The sequence below is a fragment of the Burkholderia sp. MSMB1835 genome, assembly GCF_001526365.1.
Taxonomy (GTDB): Bacteria; Pseudomonadota; Gammaproteobacteria; order Burkholderiales; family Burkholderiaceae; genus Burkholderia.
Genome location: NZ_LOYP01000031.1, coordinates 45,629 through 59,463 on the forward strand (window position 1 = coordinate 45,629; position 13,835 = coordinate 59,463).

The following is a 13,835-nucleotide window of genomic DNA, read 5'->3' on the forward strand; positions in this document are numbered from 1 at the left end:
GGGGCGGGCAGTTTGCGCCCGCGCGCTTTTGCGCCGGAAACGAAAAAGCCGCGCTGGGCGCGGCTCTTTCAGGAGCAGGGGACGCTTACGCGGCCGGCTTGCTCGAACGGCGTGCGGCAGCGGCGGTTGCAGCCTTCGTTGCGACGGCGGCAGCGGCGTTGAAGTTCGTTTCAGCGATTTCGACCGCTTGCTTCGTGGCCTTCTGAACCGTTTCGTACGTGGTGTTCGCGGCGTTCAGTGCCGACTTCAGCGCGGCGACAGCCGTTTCCGAACCGGCCGGCGCGTTCTTCGCGACGTTGTCGACGAGTGCCTGGACCTTCTTGTTCTGCTCTTCGAATTGCGCTTCGGCGACCTTCGCGAACTCGGCTTGCGTCGACGATGCGATTTCGTACAGGTGACGGCCGTACGACAGCACCTTTTCCGCGACCGGCTGCGACAGGCTCGCCTGCAGCGCGATCAGTTCCTGCGCGTCCTTCACCGACAGCAGACGCTGTGCGTTTTCCTGGCCCTCGGCCAGCGTCGACTTCACGACCTGCAGGTTGAGTTCGATCAGCTTTTCGACGCCTTCGAACGCCTTGGTCGTCAGACCGAACAGGCTTTCGAGGTTGGCTTTCTGGGCGGCGGCGATTTGCTCGGGGGTCAGCAAGGACATGTCAAGCTCCTGAAAAGCGATCGCGTCGATCGCAGGATAAAGGGCACTACACAGGGGAACTTCGGCGATGCGTGCTTTGTGCAACGCAGCAATGAGGCCTATTTTAGGGCAGAGAAAACGGATGTCAAGTCTTTTTTGTGCGTTGCACAATCGCGACAAATTATCGATAAAACAACGAGTTATCGCGGCCGTCCGGAATCGGTTTCAGGCGTGTTCCCACATGGTGCGCACGGCGATGGGGCAAGCGCGCCGCACCATGATCACGCGCAGGTAAACCTGACAGGCCCATGGAACGTTATCCTTCTGTACCTGTCGAAAAACGCGCCGTTTCGATGCGCGTGCCGTGGCGACGTGCCGCCGCCACGGTCGAGACCGGCGCCTTTGGCATGCCGAGCACCGGATACGTACTTTCCCCGCTTTAAATCGCCTCCGAAGTGACGTTATCTCAATTAACCGCGTGGTAATCGGGAGACGGGCGCTGTCGGGCAGTGCATCCCATGGGTTTTTTCAATGGGAGCGGAAGGGTCGATTGGCCGGAGGTTGGCCGACTCTTACATTCCGGTTTAAAGACGATCGGTAAGTGCCTAATATTGCTCTTTTTTTCAGCTTTAACTACACTTGCGGAAACCTCCCGCCCGCTTTGTCCAGACCCCAATGAAAGCCGAATCGTTTTCACCGCGCAGATTGTTGCAGAGCATGACGCTCGGCACCGCTGTGTCGGTCGCAGTCGCGTTGTTGGCGACCACCGCGTCCGTCCTGCCTGCCGACGCCTTCGCCGCCACTGCGAAGACCCAAGCCGCCAAGAAAAAAGCCGTCGCTCCTGCTTCGTCAGCGAAGAAGAAGTCGGCCAAGGCGAGCGCCGACAAATCCGCGAAGGTCGCCGAGGCCGATGCGCCGCGCGCGAAAGCGTCGCGAAAGCGCGTGACGCTCGCGGCGAATAGCCTGCATGGCGGCCATCGCGGCGCGGTGCGCAAGGTCGCGTTCCAGCCGCGCCGGCCGACGGTCGGCCAGGCGTTCGGCCTGCACGACACGCCCGACGCGCTCGCGCTGCGCTCGAGCGTCGCGTACGTCGTCGACCAGAATTCCGGCGAGCCGCTGTTCGACAAGAATTCGCACGCGGTCGTGCCGATCGCATCGATCTCGAAGCTGATGACGGCCATGGTCGTGCTCGACTCGAAGTCGCCGATGACCGACCAGCTCGAAGTCACCGACGAAGACCGCGACTACGAGAAGGGCACGGGCTCGCGCCTGTCGGTCGGCTCGGTGCTGTCGCGCGAGGACATGCTGCACATCGCGCTGATGGCGTCGGAAAACCGCGCGGCCGCCGCGCTGTCGCGTTACTACCCGGGCGGCCGTCCGGCGTTCATCGCGGCGATGAACGCGAAGGCGAAGTCGCTCGGCATGACCGATACGCACTTCGAGAATTCGACCGGCCTGTCGAGCTCGAACGTGTCGAGCGCGCGCGACCTCGTGAAGATGGTCAATGCGGCGTACCAGTACCCGTTGATCCGCCAGTTCTCGACCGATCGCACCTACGAGGTGTACACGGGCAAGCGCAACCTGGTCTACAACAGCACCAACGCGCTGATCCGCGGCAACGGTTCGTGGGACATCGGCCTGCAGAAGACGGGCTTCATCAACGAAGCGGGCGAATGTCTCGTGATGCAGGCGACGATCCACGGCCGGCCGATGGTGATGGTCTTGCTCGATTCGTTCGGCAAGTACTCGCGCTTCGCCGACGCGTCGCGCCTGCGCAATTGGCTCGATGCCGGCGGCGGCGAACGCCTGACGGCGGCCAACACGCCGAGCGGCGGTACCTGAGGTACCTGATCGTGTGCGGCGGTTCGCCGCCGTACCGGTCGCCGCAACGAAAAAGCCCCGCAATCGCGGGGCTTTTTTTGTCCGGTGAAACCGGAGTCGGAACCGGTCGATGCCGCGGCTTACGCCTGCCGCTGCAGCCCGTCCATGTCCTTCGCGGGCGCCGGCCGGTAGCCGAGCGATTCCGAGATGGTGAGCGCCGTCCGGCTCAATTGGCCGAGCCACGCATCCTGCAGGCGGTCGGCCGGTGCCGACAGCGACAGGCCCGCGACGAGCTTGCCCGAATCGTCGTAGATGCCGGCCGCGATACAGCGCACGCCGAGTTCGAGCTCCTCGTTGTCGCGCGCGCACGATTGCTGACGGACGAGGGTCAGTTCCCGCTCGAGCTTCGCGATATCGGTGATGCTGTTCTGAGTATGGCCGGACAGCCCCGTGCGCGTCGCATAGGCACGCACGCGCGACGTTTCGTCGGCCGCGAGGAACAGCTTGCCGACCGACGTGAGGTGCAGCGGCGCGCGGCCGCCGATCGCGCGGACGACCTGCATCCCCGAGCGCTCCGAGTACGCGCGCTCGATGTAGACGATCTCGTCGCCCTGGCGCACCGACAGGTTCACGGTTTGCCCGGTGAGGCGGTGCAACTCGCGCATCGGCATCAGCGCCGCGTCGCGCACCGACAGGCGCGCCTTCACGAGATTGCCGAGCTCGAGCAGCCGCATGCCGAGGCGGTAGGTGCCGGGATCGGAGCGGTCGACGAGGCGGCACGTCACCATGTCGTTGAGGATGCGGTGCGCGGTCGACGGATGCAGTTCGGTGCGCTGCGCGAGTTCCTTCAGGCTGACGGGGTCGCTGTGCGCGGCGAGCGCGTCCAGCAACCGCATCATGCGTTCGATCACCTGGATCGACGTTTTGGAATCCGGGGTGGGTTGGCTCATGTCGGGGGAGGAATCGGTTGACGCGTCAAGCGGTGTTGGATCGATTGTATCTCGTATCGTGAAAAAAGCGAACGCCGTTCGAGGAAGTCCTCGCTTCGCGCGCGGCGGGCTTGCGCGCGGGCCGGCGTTGGTCTTGCCGGCCAAACGTCGGATAATGAGGGCCGTTTTCTCGAAGGAGCACGTATGCGAGTCGGTTTGTTCGTGACCTGCCTGGTCGACCTGATGCGCCCCGAAATCGGTTTTTCGGCGCTCAAGCTGATTCGCGAAGCCGGCTACGAGGTGATCGTGCCGCCCACGCAAACGTGCTGCGGCCAGCCGGCCTACAACTCGGGCGACCGCGCGCTCGCGCGCGACCTCGCGGAAAAGACGCTGCGCGAGTTCGAGCAGTTCGATTACGTCGTCGCGCCGTCGGGCTCGTGCGGCGGGATGATCCGCGCGCACTACGGCGACCTGTTCCGCGACGATCCCGAACTGATGGGGCGCTACGTGCGGTTCCAGCAGAAAGTCCACGAACTGACCGATTTCCTCGCGAACGTCGCGAAGGTGTCGCTCGCGCCGGGCGAATTCACCGGGCCGGTCACCTATCACGACGCGTGCTCGGGCCTGCGCGAGCTCGGCGTGAAGGCGCAGCCGCGCGCGCTGCTCGCGCAGCGCGGCGTGACCGTCACCGAGATGAAGGACTGCGAGCATTGCTGCGGCTTCGGCGGCACGTTCGCGGTGAAATACGGCGACATCTCGGCGGCCATCGCGGACGAAAAATGCGCGAACGTGCGCGGGTCCGGCGCGGGCGCCGTCGTGCTCGGCGATCTCGGCTGCATGCTGAACATCGAAGGGCGGTTGCGTCGCACCGGCGACCGCGACACGCGCGTGCTGCACGTCGCGCAAGTGCTGGCGGGCGACGTCTGACGCCCGGTTCCGCTCACTTTTCCCCCGATACCGCGATGCAAGTCCAATCGATGCATTTCAAGGCGCGCGCCGGCCAGAAGCTGGCCGACCAGCGCCTGCAGCAGAACCTGAAGAAGCTGTCGACGAAGTTCGTGTCCGCGCGCGCCGATGCGATGACCCTGATCGACTTCCCGGCCACGCGCGCTGCCCTCAAGGCGCGCCGCAATCGTGCGCTGGAAAATCTCGACGTGTGGCTCGAGGCGTTCGAGCGCGAGGCGACGCGGCGCGGCACGACGGTGCTGTTCGCCGAAACGACCGCGGACGCCGCCCGGCTCGTGGCCGACATCGCACGCCGGCACGACGTGAAGAAGGTCATCAAGACCAAGTCGATGGTGTCCGAGGAAATGCGCCTGAACGCGGTGCTCGCCGAGATGGGCGTGCAGTCGATCGAGACGGACCTCGGCGAATACATTCTGCAGATCAACGACAACGAGCCGCCCAGCCACATCATTGCGCCCGTCGTGCACAAGGACAAGGACGAGATCGCCGATCTGTTCGCGCGTACGCACCAGCGCGAGCGGCTCACCGAGATTCCGGACATGACGCGCGAGGCACGCGAGGTGCTGCGCCCGCATTTCATGTCGGCCGACATGGGCGTGACCGGCGGCAACTTCGTGATCGCGGAGACGGGCTCGGTCGCCATCGTGACGAACGAAGGGAACGAAGGCATGTGCACGGTCATGCCGCGCGTGCACGTCGCGGTGACGGGCATCGAGAAGGTGTTGCCGACGCTCGAGGATCTCGCGACCGCGATGCGGCTGCTGCCGCGTTCCGCGACGGGGCAGAAGACGTCGAACTATTTCTCGCTGCTGACCGGGCCGCGCGGGCCGGGCGACGAGGACGGCCCCGAGCACAACTACGTGGTGCTCGTCGACGGCGGCCGCACCGGCCTGATCGGCGGCGAATTCCAGGAGATGCTGCGCTGCATCCGCTGCGGCGCGTGCATGAACCATTGCCCGGTGTACCAGAAGGTCGGCGGTCATGCGTACGGCTGGGTCTATCCGGGCCCGATGGGATCGGTGCTGACGCCGAGCTACGTCGGGCTCGACCGCGCGCTCGACCTGCCGCAGGCGGCGACGCTGTGCGGCGAATGCGACAGCGTATGCCCGGTCGGGATTCCGTTGTCGCACCTGTTGCGCACGCTGCGCGAGAAGCAGGTCGAGCGCCACCTGCGGCCGTGGCGCGAGCGGGCGGCGCTCGCCGCGTGGGGCTTCTTCGCACGGCGGCCGATGCTGTATGCGCTGACGACGAAGCTCGCGGTGCGCATTCTCGAGCGGCTGGGCGGCGATGCCGGCACGCTGCGGCGGCTGCCGATGATGGGCGGCTGGATGGATACGCGCGACATGCCGACGCCGACCGGGCGCACGTTCCGCGAACTGTACGCGGCGTCGCAAAGCCACCTCGGCTGACACTGTTCAGCGGGCGGCAACAGTGCGTTCGCTATTTGCATATTTATCTCGATAGATGCGATCTATAGAATCTCGTCTGTAGTCCCCGGAATCGGGTTTCGGGGTACGAGGTCAAGGAGGTCCGCATCATGAAAAAGACAATATCGATGTACTGGCCGCTGGCAATCGTGGTTCCGCTGGCAGCGGTTGCCTATCTGCATGCGATGGACGGTGCGCCGTCACGCGGCCCGCTCGCGGTTCACCAGGCGTCCGCCGAGCTGGCGCGCGCGGTGTCGTTCGGGCTGGTCGGCGACGCGGCGCAGCCGCTGCCGGCAGCATCCGGCGACATTGCGCTTGCTGCGCCGAAGGCGCTGTAAGGCAGGGCGCCGTCGCTTCGCGCGACGGCGCGATTTCGGCCCCCTTTGTATAATGTCGTGTTCTTCACCCACGCGGTCCGCCGCGGCTTTCCGATAGTGCGATGACCCGCGTTGCGATCTGTTTCGTCTGTCTCGGCAACATCTGCCGTTCGCCCACCGCGGAGGGCGTGATGCGCCATCAGGTCGACGCGGCCGCGTTGGCCGACCGGATCGCGATCGATTCGGCCGGCACCGGCGACTGGCACGTGGGCGAGCCGCCCGATTCGCGGGCGCAGGCGGCCGCCCGGAGCCGCGGCTACGATCTGTCGGCGCTGCGCGCGCGACAGGTGAGCGCGGCGGATTTCGAGCGGTTCGACCTGCTGCTCGCGATGGACGAAGCAAATCTCGCCGAACTGCGCCGCCGTTGCCCGCCGCAGCATCGCGACAAGGTGCGCCTGCTGATGGAGTTCGCGCCGGGCGCGACCGAAACCGAAGTGGCGGATCCGTATTTCGGCGGCGCGCAGGGCTTCGAGCAGGTGCTCGATCAGGTCGAGCGCGCCTGCGCGGGCCTGCTGGAGACGCTCCGCGCACGTACGGCGCGCTGACCGCGCAATATTCAGCGGTTTGCGAATACCCTTTCAAAGACATGGATACTTGACTAAAAACGTCAAATATTTATACTTGACCAAAATCGTCAAGATTGCAGTCCCCTAGACACCATGAGACTCACCACCAAAGGCCGTTTCGCCGTCACGGCGATGATTGACTTGGCGCTGCGCCAGGAGCAGGGCCCGGTGACGCTTGCAGGCATCAGCCAGCGCCAGCGGATTTCGCTCTCGTATCTCGAACAGCTGTTCGGCAAGCTGCGCAGGCATGAAATCGTCGAATCCGTGCGCGGCCCGGGCGGCGGCTACAACCTCGCGCGTCGCGCGCAGGACGTCACCGTTGCCGACATCATCATCGCGGTCGATGAACCGCTCGACGCCACGCAGTGCGGCGGCAAAGGCACGTGCGACGGCTCGAAGCAGCCCGACGGCCATTGCATGACGCACGAGCTGTGGTCGACGCTGAACCAGAAAATGGTCGAATACCTCGATTCGGTGTCGCTGCAGGATCTCGTCGATCAGCAGCGCGCACGCGAGGGCGCCCCGGCGGTGCTGCGCGACCGTCGCACGCCGGAGCCCGTCGCCGCACCGGCCGAGCCCGTGCGCACGATGCCGCTCGGCCCCAATTCGGTGTTCAACATCGCGAGTTCGTGAGCGCGAAGGCGCCGCCATACCCCATAACGCACATAGTCCCTGCACAGAATACCCGGAGCGACAGATGACCCAAGAGACTCTCCACCTGCCCATCTATATGGATTACAGCGCGACGACGCCGGTCGATCCGCGCGTGGTCGACAAGATGGTGCCGTACCTGCGCGAGCAGTTCGGCAACCCGGCGTCGCGTAGCCATGCCTATGGCTGGGACGCGGAGCGTGCAGTCGAGGAAGCGCGCGAGCAGGTGGCCGCACTCGTGAACGCCGATCCGCGCGAAATCATCTGGACGTCGGGCGCCACGGAGTCGGACAACCTCGCGATCAAGGGCGCCGCGAACTTCTACAAGGGCAAGGGCAAGCACATCGTCACGGTGAAGACCGAGCACAAGGCCGTGCTCGACACGTGCCGCGAGCTCGAGCGGGACGGTTTCGAAGTCACCTACCTCGACGTGAAGGAAGACGGGCTGATCGACCTCGACGTGTTCAAGGCCGCGCTGCGCCCGGACACGATCCTCGTGTCGGTGATGCACGTGAACAACGAGATCGGCGTGATCCAGGACATCGAGACGATCGGCGAGATTTGCCGCGAGAAGGGCATCGTGTTCCACGTCGATGCCGCGCAGTCGACCGGCAAGGTCGGGATCGACCTCGCGAAGCTGAAGGTCGACCTGATGTCGTTCTCGGCGCACAAGACGTACGGTCCGAAGGGCATCGGCGCGTTGTACGTGCGTCGCAAGCCGCGCGTGCGCATCGAAGCGCAGATGCACGGCGGCGGCCACGAGCGCGGCATGCGCTCGGGCACGCTGCCGACGCATCAGATCGTCGGCATGGGCGAAGCGTTCCGCATCGCGCGCGAGGAAATGGCGACCGAGAACGAGCGCATCCGCATGCTGCGCGACAAGCTGCTGCGCGGCCTGTCGCAAATCGAGGAAACCTACGTGAACGGCGACATGGATCACCGTGTCCCGCACAACCTGAACATCAGCTTCAACTTCGTCGAAGGCGAGTCGCTGATCATGGCGATCAAGGACGTCGCGGTGTCGTCGGGCTCCGCGTGCACGTCGGCGTCGCTCGAGCCGTCGTACGTGCTGCGCGCGCTCGGCCGCAACGACGAGCTCGCGCACAGCTCGATCCGCTTCACGGTCGGCCGCTTCACGACGGAGCAGGAAGTCGACTTCGTGATCGATCTGCTGAACAGCAAGATCGCGAAGCTGCGCGAACTGTCGCCGCTCTGGGAGATGCACCAGGAAGGCATCGATCTGTCGACGATCGAATGGGCCGCACACTGATACCGCATTGAATGCAACCGCGCGCGGATTGACGCACGCAGACGTAACGAGTCAAGGAGTCTGAGTCATGTCTTACAGCAACAAGGTTCTGGATCACTACGAAAACCCGCGCAACGTCGGTTCGTTCGCGAAGGACGACGACGCGGTCGGCACGGGCATGGTCGGCGCGCCGGCTTGCGGCGACGTGATGAAGCTGCAGATCCGCGTCGGCGCGGACGGCGTGATCGAAGACGCGAAGTTCAAGACCTACGGTTGCGGTTCGGCGATCGCATCGAGCTCGCTCGTCACCGAATGGGTGAAGGGCAAGACGCTCGACGAGGCCCTGTCGATCAAGAACACGCAGATCGCCGAGGAACTCGCGCTGCCGCCGGTGAAGATTCACTGCTCGATCCTCGCGGAAGACGCGATCAAGGCAGCCGTGGCCGATTACAAGAAGCGCCACGACACCAAGGAAAGCGATCAGGCAGCAGCCTGAGCGGCATCGAGAGCGGCTAGGGAAGGAAACGCGGCGGGCCCCGGCGGCACGCCGCGGCAAGGACATCATGGCAATTACACTGACCGAAAAAGCAGCACAGCACGTCCAGAAATACCTCGTCCGTCGCGGCAAGGGGGTGGGACTGCGGCTTGGCGTTCGCACGACCGGGTGCTCGGGGCTCGCGTACAAGCTCGAGTATGTCGACGAGCTCGCTCCCGAGGATCAGGTGTTCGAGAGCCATGGCGTGAAGGTGGTCGTCGATCCGAAAAGCCTCGCCTATATCGATGGCACCGAGCTCGACTTCGCCCGCGAAGGCCTGAACGAAGGATTCAAGTTCAACAACCCGAACGTGAAGGACGAGTGCGGGTGCGGGGAATCGTTCCGCGTGTGACGCGGCTCCCTCCGCGCGATGCGGGCAAGAGGCGGCACGGGCCGCCTTTTTAATGTGCGGCGTTTGCCGCGCGACGAACCGGAATTCAACGCGACGATGGTTTCGCTGAAAGACAGCCATTTCGATCTGTTTCACCTGCCGGCGCAATTCGCGCTCGACGAGGCGGCGCTCGACGCCGCCTACCGGACGGTGCAGACGCAGGTGCACCCGGACCGCTTCGCGGCGGCCGGCGACGCGCAAAAGCGCATCGCGATGCAATGGGCCACCCGCGCGAACGAGGCGTACCGCACGCTGCGCGATCCGCTGAAGCGCGCGTCCTATCTGCTGTCGCTGCGCGGCGTCGACATCGGCGCGGAAAACAACACCGCGATGGAGCCTGCATTCCTGATGCAGCAGATGGAGTGGCGCGAGGGCATCGAGGATGCCGCGGCCGCCCGCAACGTCGACGCGCTCGACGCATTGCTCGCCGAGTTGCGCGACGAGAAGCGCGTGCGCGTCGAGCGCCTCGGCACGTTGCTCGACAGCGGTGCCGATCAGGCCGCCGCGGAAGCCGTGCGTCAGCTGATGTTCATCGAACGGGTCGCGTCGGAAGTGGGCGCGCAGATCGAGCGCCTCGAAACTTAACCGCGTGCCTTGCGGCACGCGCAGCAAACGGGCCGAGCGCCCGAACGAACCAAGATGGCTTTACTGCAAATTTCCGAACCGGGCATGGCGCCGGCGCCGCATCAGCGGCGGCTCGCCGTCGGGATCGATCTCGGCACGACGAACTCGCTCGTCGCCGCCGTGCGCAACAGCGTGCCTGAAGTACTGCCGGACGAAGCGGGCCGCGTGCTGCTGCCGTCGGTGGTCCGTTACCTCGAGAAGGGCGGCCGCCGCATCGGCCACGAAGCGAAGGAGCAGGCCGCGACCGATCCGCGCAACACGATCGTGTCGGTCAAGCGCTTCATGGGCCGCGGCAAGGCCGAAGTCGAAGGCGCGGCGAACGCGCCGTACGAATTCGTCGATGCGCCGGGCATGGTGCAGATCCGCACGGTCGACGGCGTGAAGAGCCCGGTCGAAGTATCGGCCGAAATTCTCGCGACGCTGCGTTATCGCGCCGAGGATTCGCTCGGCGACGAGTTGGTCGGCGCGGTGATCACGGTGCCCGCGTACTTCGACGACGCGCAGCGCCAGGCGACCAAGGATGCCGCGCGTCTCGCGGGCCTCAACGTGCTGCGCCTGCTGAACGAACCGACCGCCGCGGCGATCGCCTATGGTCTCGACAACGCGGCCGAAGGCCTTTACGCGGTGTACGACCTCGGCGGCGGCACGTTCGACCTGTCGATCCTGAAGCTGACGAAGGGCGTGTTCGAAGTGCTGGCGGCGGGCGGCGACTCCGCGCTCGGCGGCGACGATTTCGACCATGCGCTGTTCGATCACGTGCTCGCGCAGGCCGGTATCGACGCGAAGACGCTCGCGGCCGAAGACGTGCGCCTGCTGCTCGATCGCGTGCGGGGGCTGAAGGAGGCGCTGTCGTCCGCGGCGCAGGCAGCGCTCGACGTGACGCTGTCGAACGGTGCGCATCTGGTGCAGACGATTTCGCACGACACGTTCGCGTCGCTCGTCGAGCCGCTCGTGCAGCGCACGCTCGGGCCGACCCGCAAGGCGCTGCGCGATGCGCAGGTCACGCCGGCCGACATCAAGGGTGTCGTGCTCGTCGGCGGCGCGACGCGCATGCCGGTGATCCGCGATGCGGTTGCCGGGTATTTCGGCCAGCCGCCGCTCGTGAACCTCGATCCGGATCAGGTCGTCGCGCTCGGCGCGGCGATCCAGGCCGACCTGCTCGCGGGCAATCGCGGCACCGGCGACGACTGGCTGCTGCTCGACGTGATTCCGCTGTCGCTCGGTGTCGAGACGATGGGCGGCCTCGTCGAGAAGATCATTCCGCGCAACTCGACGATTCCGATCGCGCGTGCGCAGGAATTCACGACCTTCAAGGACGGCCAGACCGCGATGGCGATTCACGTCGTGCAGGGCGAGCGCGAGCTCGTCGCCGACTGCCGGTCGCTCGCGCGCTTCGAGCTGCGCGGCATTCCGCCGATGACGGCGGGCGCCGCGCGCATTCGCGTGACCTATCAGGTCGACGCGGACGGCCTGCTGTCGGTGTTTGCGCGCGAGCAGTTGTCCGGCGTCGAGGCGTCGGTCGTCGTGAAGCCGTCGTACGGCCTCGCCGACGACGACATCGCGAAGATGCTGGAAGACAGTTTCAAGACCGCCGAAATCGACATGCGCGCCCGCGCGCTGCGCGAAGCGCAAGTCGAGGCCGAGCGGATGCTCGAGGCGACGCAGGCCGCGCTGGCTGCCGACGGCGAACTGCTCGAGGCCGGCGAGCGCGAGCAGGTCGATGCGCTGGCCGCGGCGTTGCGCGCGCTCGCGCAGGGCGACGACACGAATGCGATCGAAGCGGCGACCAAGGCGCTCGCCGATGGCACCGACGAATTCGCGGCGCGCCGGATGGACAAGAGCATCAAGCGCGCACTGTCGGGCCGCCGGCTCGACGAGATCTGAACCCACGAACCGCGCATCGGCCGGCAACGGCCTGCGCGACGATGAACCGTGCGGCGCCAGCCGCCGCACCCTGACTGACGGAACGGACATGCCTCAACTGGTGGTGCTGCCTCACGTCGAACTGTGCCCGGACGGCGCAGTGATCGACGCGACGCCCGGCAAGAGTATTTGCGACAACCTGCTCGACAACGGGATCGAGATTGAACATGCGTGCGAGAAGTCGTGCGCGTGCACGACGTGCCACGTGGTGATTCGCGAGGGTTTCAACGATCTCGAGCCGTCCGAAGAGGACGAAGACGACCTGCTCGACAAGGCGTGGGGCCTCGAGCCGACGTCGCGCCTGTCGTGCCAGGCGATCGTGAAGGAAGATTCGGACCTGGTGGTCGAGATTCCGAAGTACTCGATCAACCACGCGAAGGAAAATCACTGACAGGAACCGGAGGCAGGCGATGAAATGGACCGATTCGCGTGAAATAGCCATTGCGCTGGCGGAAAAGTACCCGGACATCGACCCGCAGCGGATCAACTTCGTCGATCTGCGCCAGTGGGTGCTCGAACTCGACGGCTTCGCCGACGATCCCGCGCACTCCGGCGAGAAGATCCTCGAGGCGATCCAGGCGCACTGGATCGACGAATCGGATTTCGACGACGAAGACTAACCGACCGGTCACGGCATGCGCCGCAACGGCGCACGCCGCGCCCATGAAAAACGGCTCGTGAGCGTTTGCTCGCGAGCCGTTTTCGTTTTTGGCGGACTGCCCGCGCACGATGCGCGGGCGGGGGCGTTGGCGATGACGCGCCGGTGCTTACGCACCGACCAGCGTGCCGTTCTCGATCCGCACGCGCTGGCCCTGACCGAACGGCGGCGGGTTGTGGTACGTGAACGTGCGCGTTGCGCCGCTTTCCATCTGGACCTGCACCTGGTAGTCGGTTTCCGCGCGAACCTGCTTCTCGACCTGGTTGCCGGCGAGACCGCCGCCGAGCGCGCCAATGATCGTCATCGCGGTGCGGCCGTTGCCGTGACCGAACTGGTTACCGAGCAGGCCGCCGGCGGCCGCGCCGCCAACCGCACCAATCCCGGAGCTCTGGCCCGGCGTGCGCGTCTGCGTGATCGCGACGACGGTGCCGCAGCTCTGGCAGTAGGTTTGCGCGGGCGCCGACGGCTGCTGCGCGTATTGCGGCGGCTGCGGGGCGGTCGTGTGACGGCGATGCGGCGCAGCCGGGCGCGGCGCCGGCTTCGGCTCGGCTTGCGCGACGGCGGCCTTCTGCTGAGCGGCGGCCTGTTCTGCTGCCTGCCGCTGCGCTTGCGCGGCCAGTGCGGCGCTGGCAGCCGCGGCCGTGTCGACGGCCGGTTGCGACGCGATCAGCGCGGCCTGGGTCTGGCCGTTCTGTTCATTGCTGCTGCTGGCCTTCGGGAATACGCCCGTGATCGCTGCCGTCGCTGCGAGGCTGGCGACGATGACGGCGCCGGCCGCGGTGGCGATGAGCGGGTGGAGGCGTTGCTTTTGCGGCGTGGTCTGATTCTGGTTGTCCATTTTGTTCTCCAATGTCGATCCGGATCGGCACACTGCGCCGAAGCAGGATCCCACGCTCGGGAGCGAGCAGACTTGGCGTTCCGGCGCCTCGTTCTGGTCCCGTGGTCATGCGTGGTGACGCAACAGGAGTGTCGTCCACGGCCAAGCGGCGCGCCGTATCAAGGTGTAACGAATTGCAGCACGGGTGCAGCGGGCGCCATCGGGAAAACCCGGAGAAGGCCGGTGCGACGAGGGAATAAAACGGGGGAG

The 13,835-nt window shown here is 65.8% G+C and carries 16 protein-coding genes; 13 read left to right on the plus strand and 3 right to left on the minus strand.

All coding sequences use genetic code 11. The features are described 5' to 3' along the window. Window positions 1-85 precede the first annotated feature (85 nt). Window positions 86-652 carry a phasin family protein gene (locus tag WS96_RS13475; protein WP_006481973.1) on the minus strand — a complete coding sequence of 189 codons (567 nt, stop codon included), beginning with the start codon at window positions 650-652 and terminating at the stop codon, window positions 86-88. Between the two features lie 654 nt (window positions 653-1,306). Here WS96_RS13475 and pbpG point away from each other — a divergent pair. After that, on the plus strand, window positions 1,307-2,473 hold the full coding sequence (gene pbpG, locus WS96_RS13480; protein WP_034207759.1) for a D-alanyl-D-alanine endopeptidase: 1,167 nt from the start codon (window positions 1,307-1,309) through the stop codon (window positions 2,471-2,473). Window positions 2,474-2,592: 119 nt separating this feature from the next. Here the strand turns inward: pbpG and WS96_RS13485 are convergent, their stop codons facing one another. Then, the gene (locus tag WS96_RS13485) at window positions 2,593-3,402 is read right to left on the minus strand and encodes an IclR family transcriptional regulator (RefSeq protein ID WP_034207758.1); all 810 of its coding nucleotides are present in this window, start codon (window positions 3,400-3,402) and stop codon (window positions 2,593-2,595) included. Between the two features lie 183 nt (window positions 3,403-3,585). Here WS96_RS13485 and WS96_RS13490 point away from each other — a divergent pair, with 183 nt between their 5' ends. The 12 genes from WS96_RS13490 to iscX all read left to right on the plus strand — a co-directional run bounded on the left by WS96_RS13490 (window position 3,586) and on the right by iscX (window position 12,710). Further along, a complete protein-coding gene (locus WS96_RS13490; RefSeq protein WP_059833136.1) occupies window positions 3,586-4,308 on the plus strand; it encodes a (Fe-S)-binding protein in 723 nt (240 codons plus the stop codon). A 35-nt stretch (window positions 4,309-4,343) separates the two neighbouring features. Then, complete coding sequence (locus WS96_RS13495; protein ID WP_059833138.1) at window positions 4,344-5,756, plus strand: lactate utilization protein B; 1,413 nt, start codon at window positions 4,344-4,346, stop codon at window positions 5,754-5,756. 128 nt (window positions 5,757-5,884) lie between these two features. Beyond that, window positions 5,885-6,112: a hypothetical protein gene (locus tag WS96_RS13500; protein WP_034207755.1), complete on the plus strand. Its 228-nt coding sequence runs from the start codon at window positions 5,885-5,887 to the stop codon at window positions 6,110-6,112. Between the two features lie 101 nt (window positions 6,113-6,213). After that, entirely contained in the window at window positions 6,214-6,696 is a 483-nt protein-coding gene (locus tag WS96_RS13505) for a low molecular weight protein-tyrosine-phosphatase (protein ID WP_059505757.1), read from the plus strand. Window positions 6,697-6,810: 114 nt separating this feature from the next. Next, window positions 6,811-7,350 (plus strand): Fe-S cluster assembly transcriptional regulator IscR, encoded by a 540-nt coding sequence (gene iscR, locus WS96_RS13510; RefSeq protein WP_009691731.1) that lies wholly within the window; start codon window positions 6,811-6,813, stop codon window positions 7,348-7,350. 64 nt (window positions 7,351-7,414) lie between these two features. Next, on the plus strand, window positions 7,415-8,638 hold the full coding sequence (locus WS96_RS13515; RefSeq protein ID WP_059505759.1) for an IscS subfamily cysteine desulfurase: 1,224 nt from the start codon (window positions 7,415-7,417) through the stop codon (window positions 8,636-8,638). Window positions 8,639-8,705: 67 nt separating this feature from the next. Further along, window positions 8,706-9,113, plus strand: a complete 408-nt coding sequence (gene iscU, locus WS96_RS13520) for a Fe-S cluster assembly scaffold IscU (RefSeq protein WP_059510856.1) — start codon at window positions 8,706-8,708, stop codon at window positions 9,111-9,113. A gap of 67 nt (window positions 9,114-9,180) precedes the next feature. Next, the gene (gene iscA / locus WS96_RS13525) at window positions 9,181-9,504 is read left to right on the plus strand and encodes an iron-sulfur cluster assembly protein IscA (RefSeq protein ID WP_011885413.1); all 324 of its coding nucleotides are present in this window, start codon (window positions 9,181-9,183) and stop codon (window positions 9,502-9,504) included. A 96-nt stretch (window positions 9,505-9,600) separates the two neighbouring features. Continuing rightward, the gene (hscB, locus tag WS96_RS13530) at window positions 9,601-10,128 is read left to right on the plus strand and encodes a Fe-S protein assembly co-chaperone HscB (protein WP_011549462.1); all 528 of its coding nucleotides are present in this window, start codon (window positions 9,601-9,603) and stop codon (window positions 10,126-10,128) included. Between the two features lie 54 nt (window positions 10,129-10,182). Next, window positions 10,183-12,051 (plus strand): Fe-S protein assembly chaperone HscA, encoded by a 1,869-nt coding sequence (gene hscA, locus WS96_RS13535; protein WP_059833140.1) that lies wholly within the window; start codon window positions 10,183-10,185, stop codon window positions 12,049-12,051. 88 nt (window positions 12,052-12,139) lie between these two features. Beyond that, the gene (gene fdx, locus WS96_RS13540; RefSeq protein ID WP_040144570.1) at window positions 12,140-12,481 is read left to right on the plus strand and encodes an ISC system 2Fe-2S type ferredoxin; all 342 of its coding nucleotides are present in this window, start codon (window positions 12,140-12,142) and stop codon (window positions 12,479-12,481) included. 19 nt (window positions 12,482-12,500) lie between these two features. Next, window positions 12,501-12,710 (plus strand): Fe-S cluster assembly protein IscX, encoded by a 210-nt coding sequence (gene iscX / locus WS96_RS13545; protein ID WP_034207749.1) that lies wholly within the window; start codon window positions 12,501-12,503, stop codon window positions 12,708-12,710. Window positions 12,711-12,857: 147 nt separating this feature from the next. Here the strand turns inward: iscX and WS96_RS13550 are convergent, their stop codons facing one another. Further along, on the minus strand, window positions 12,858-13,586 hold the full coding sequence (locus tag WS96_RS13550) for a glycine zipper 2TM domain-containing protein (protein ID WP_059833142.1): 729 nt from the start codon (window positions 13,584-13,586) through the stop codon (window positions 12,858-12,860). Window positions 13,587-13,835 lie beyond the last annotated feature (249 nt).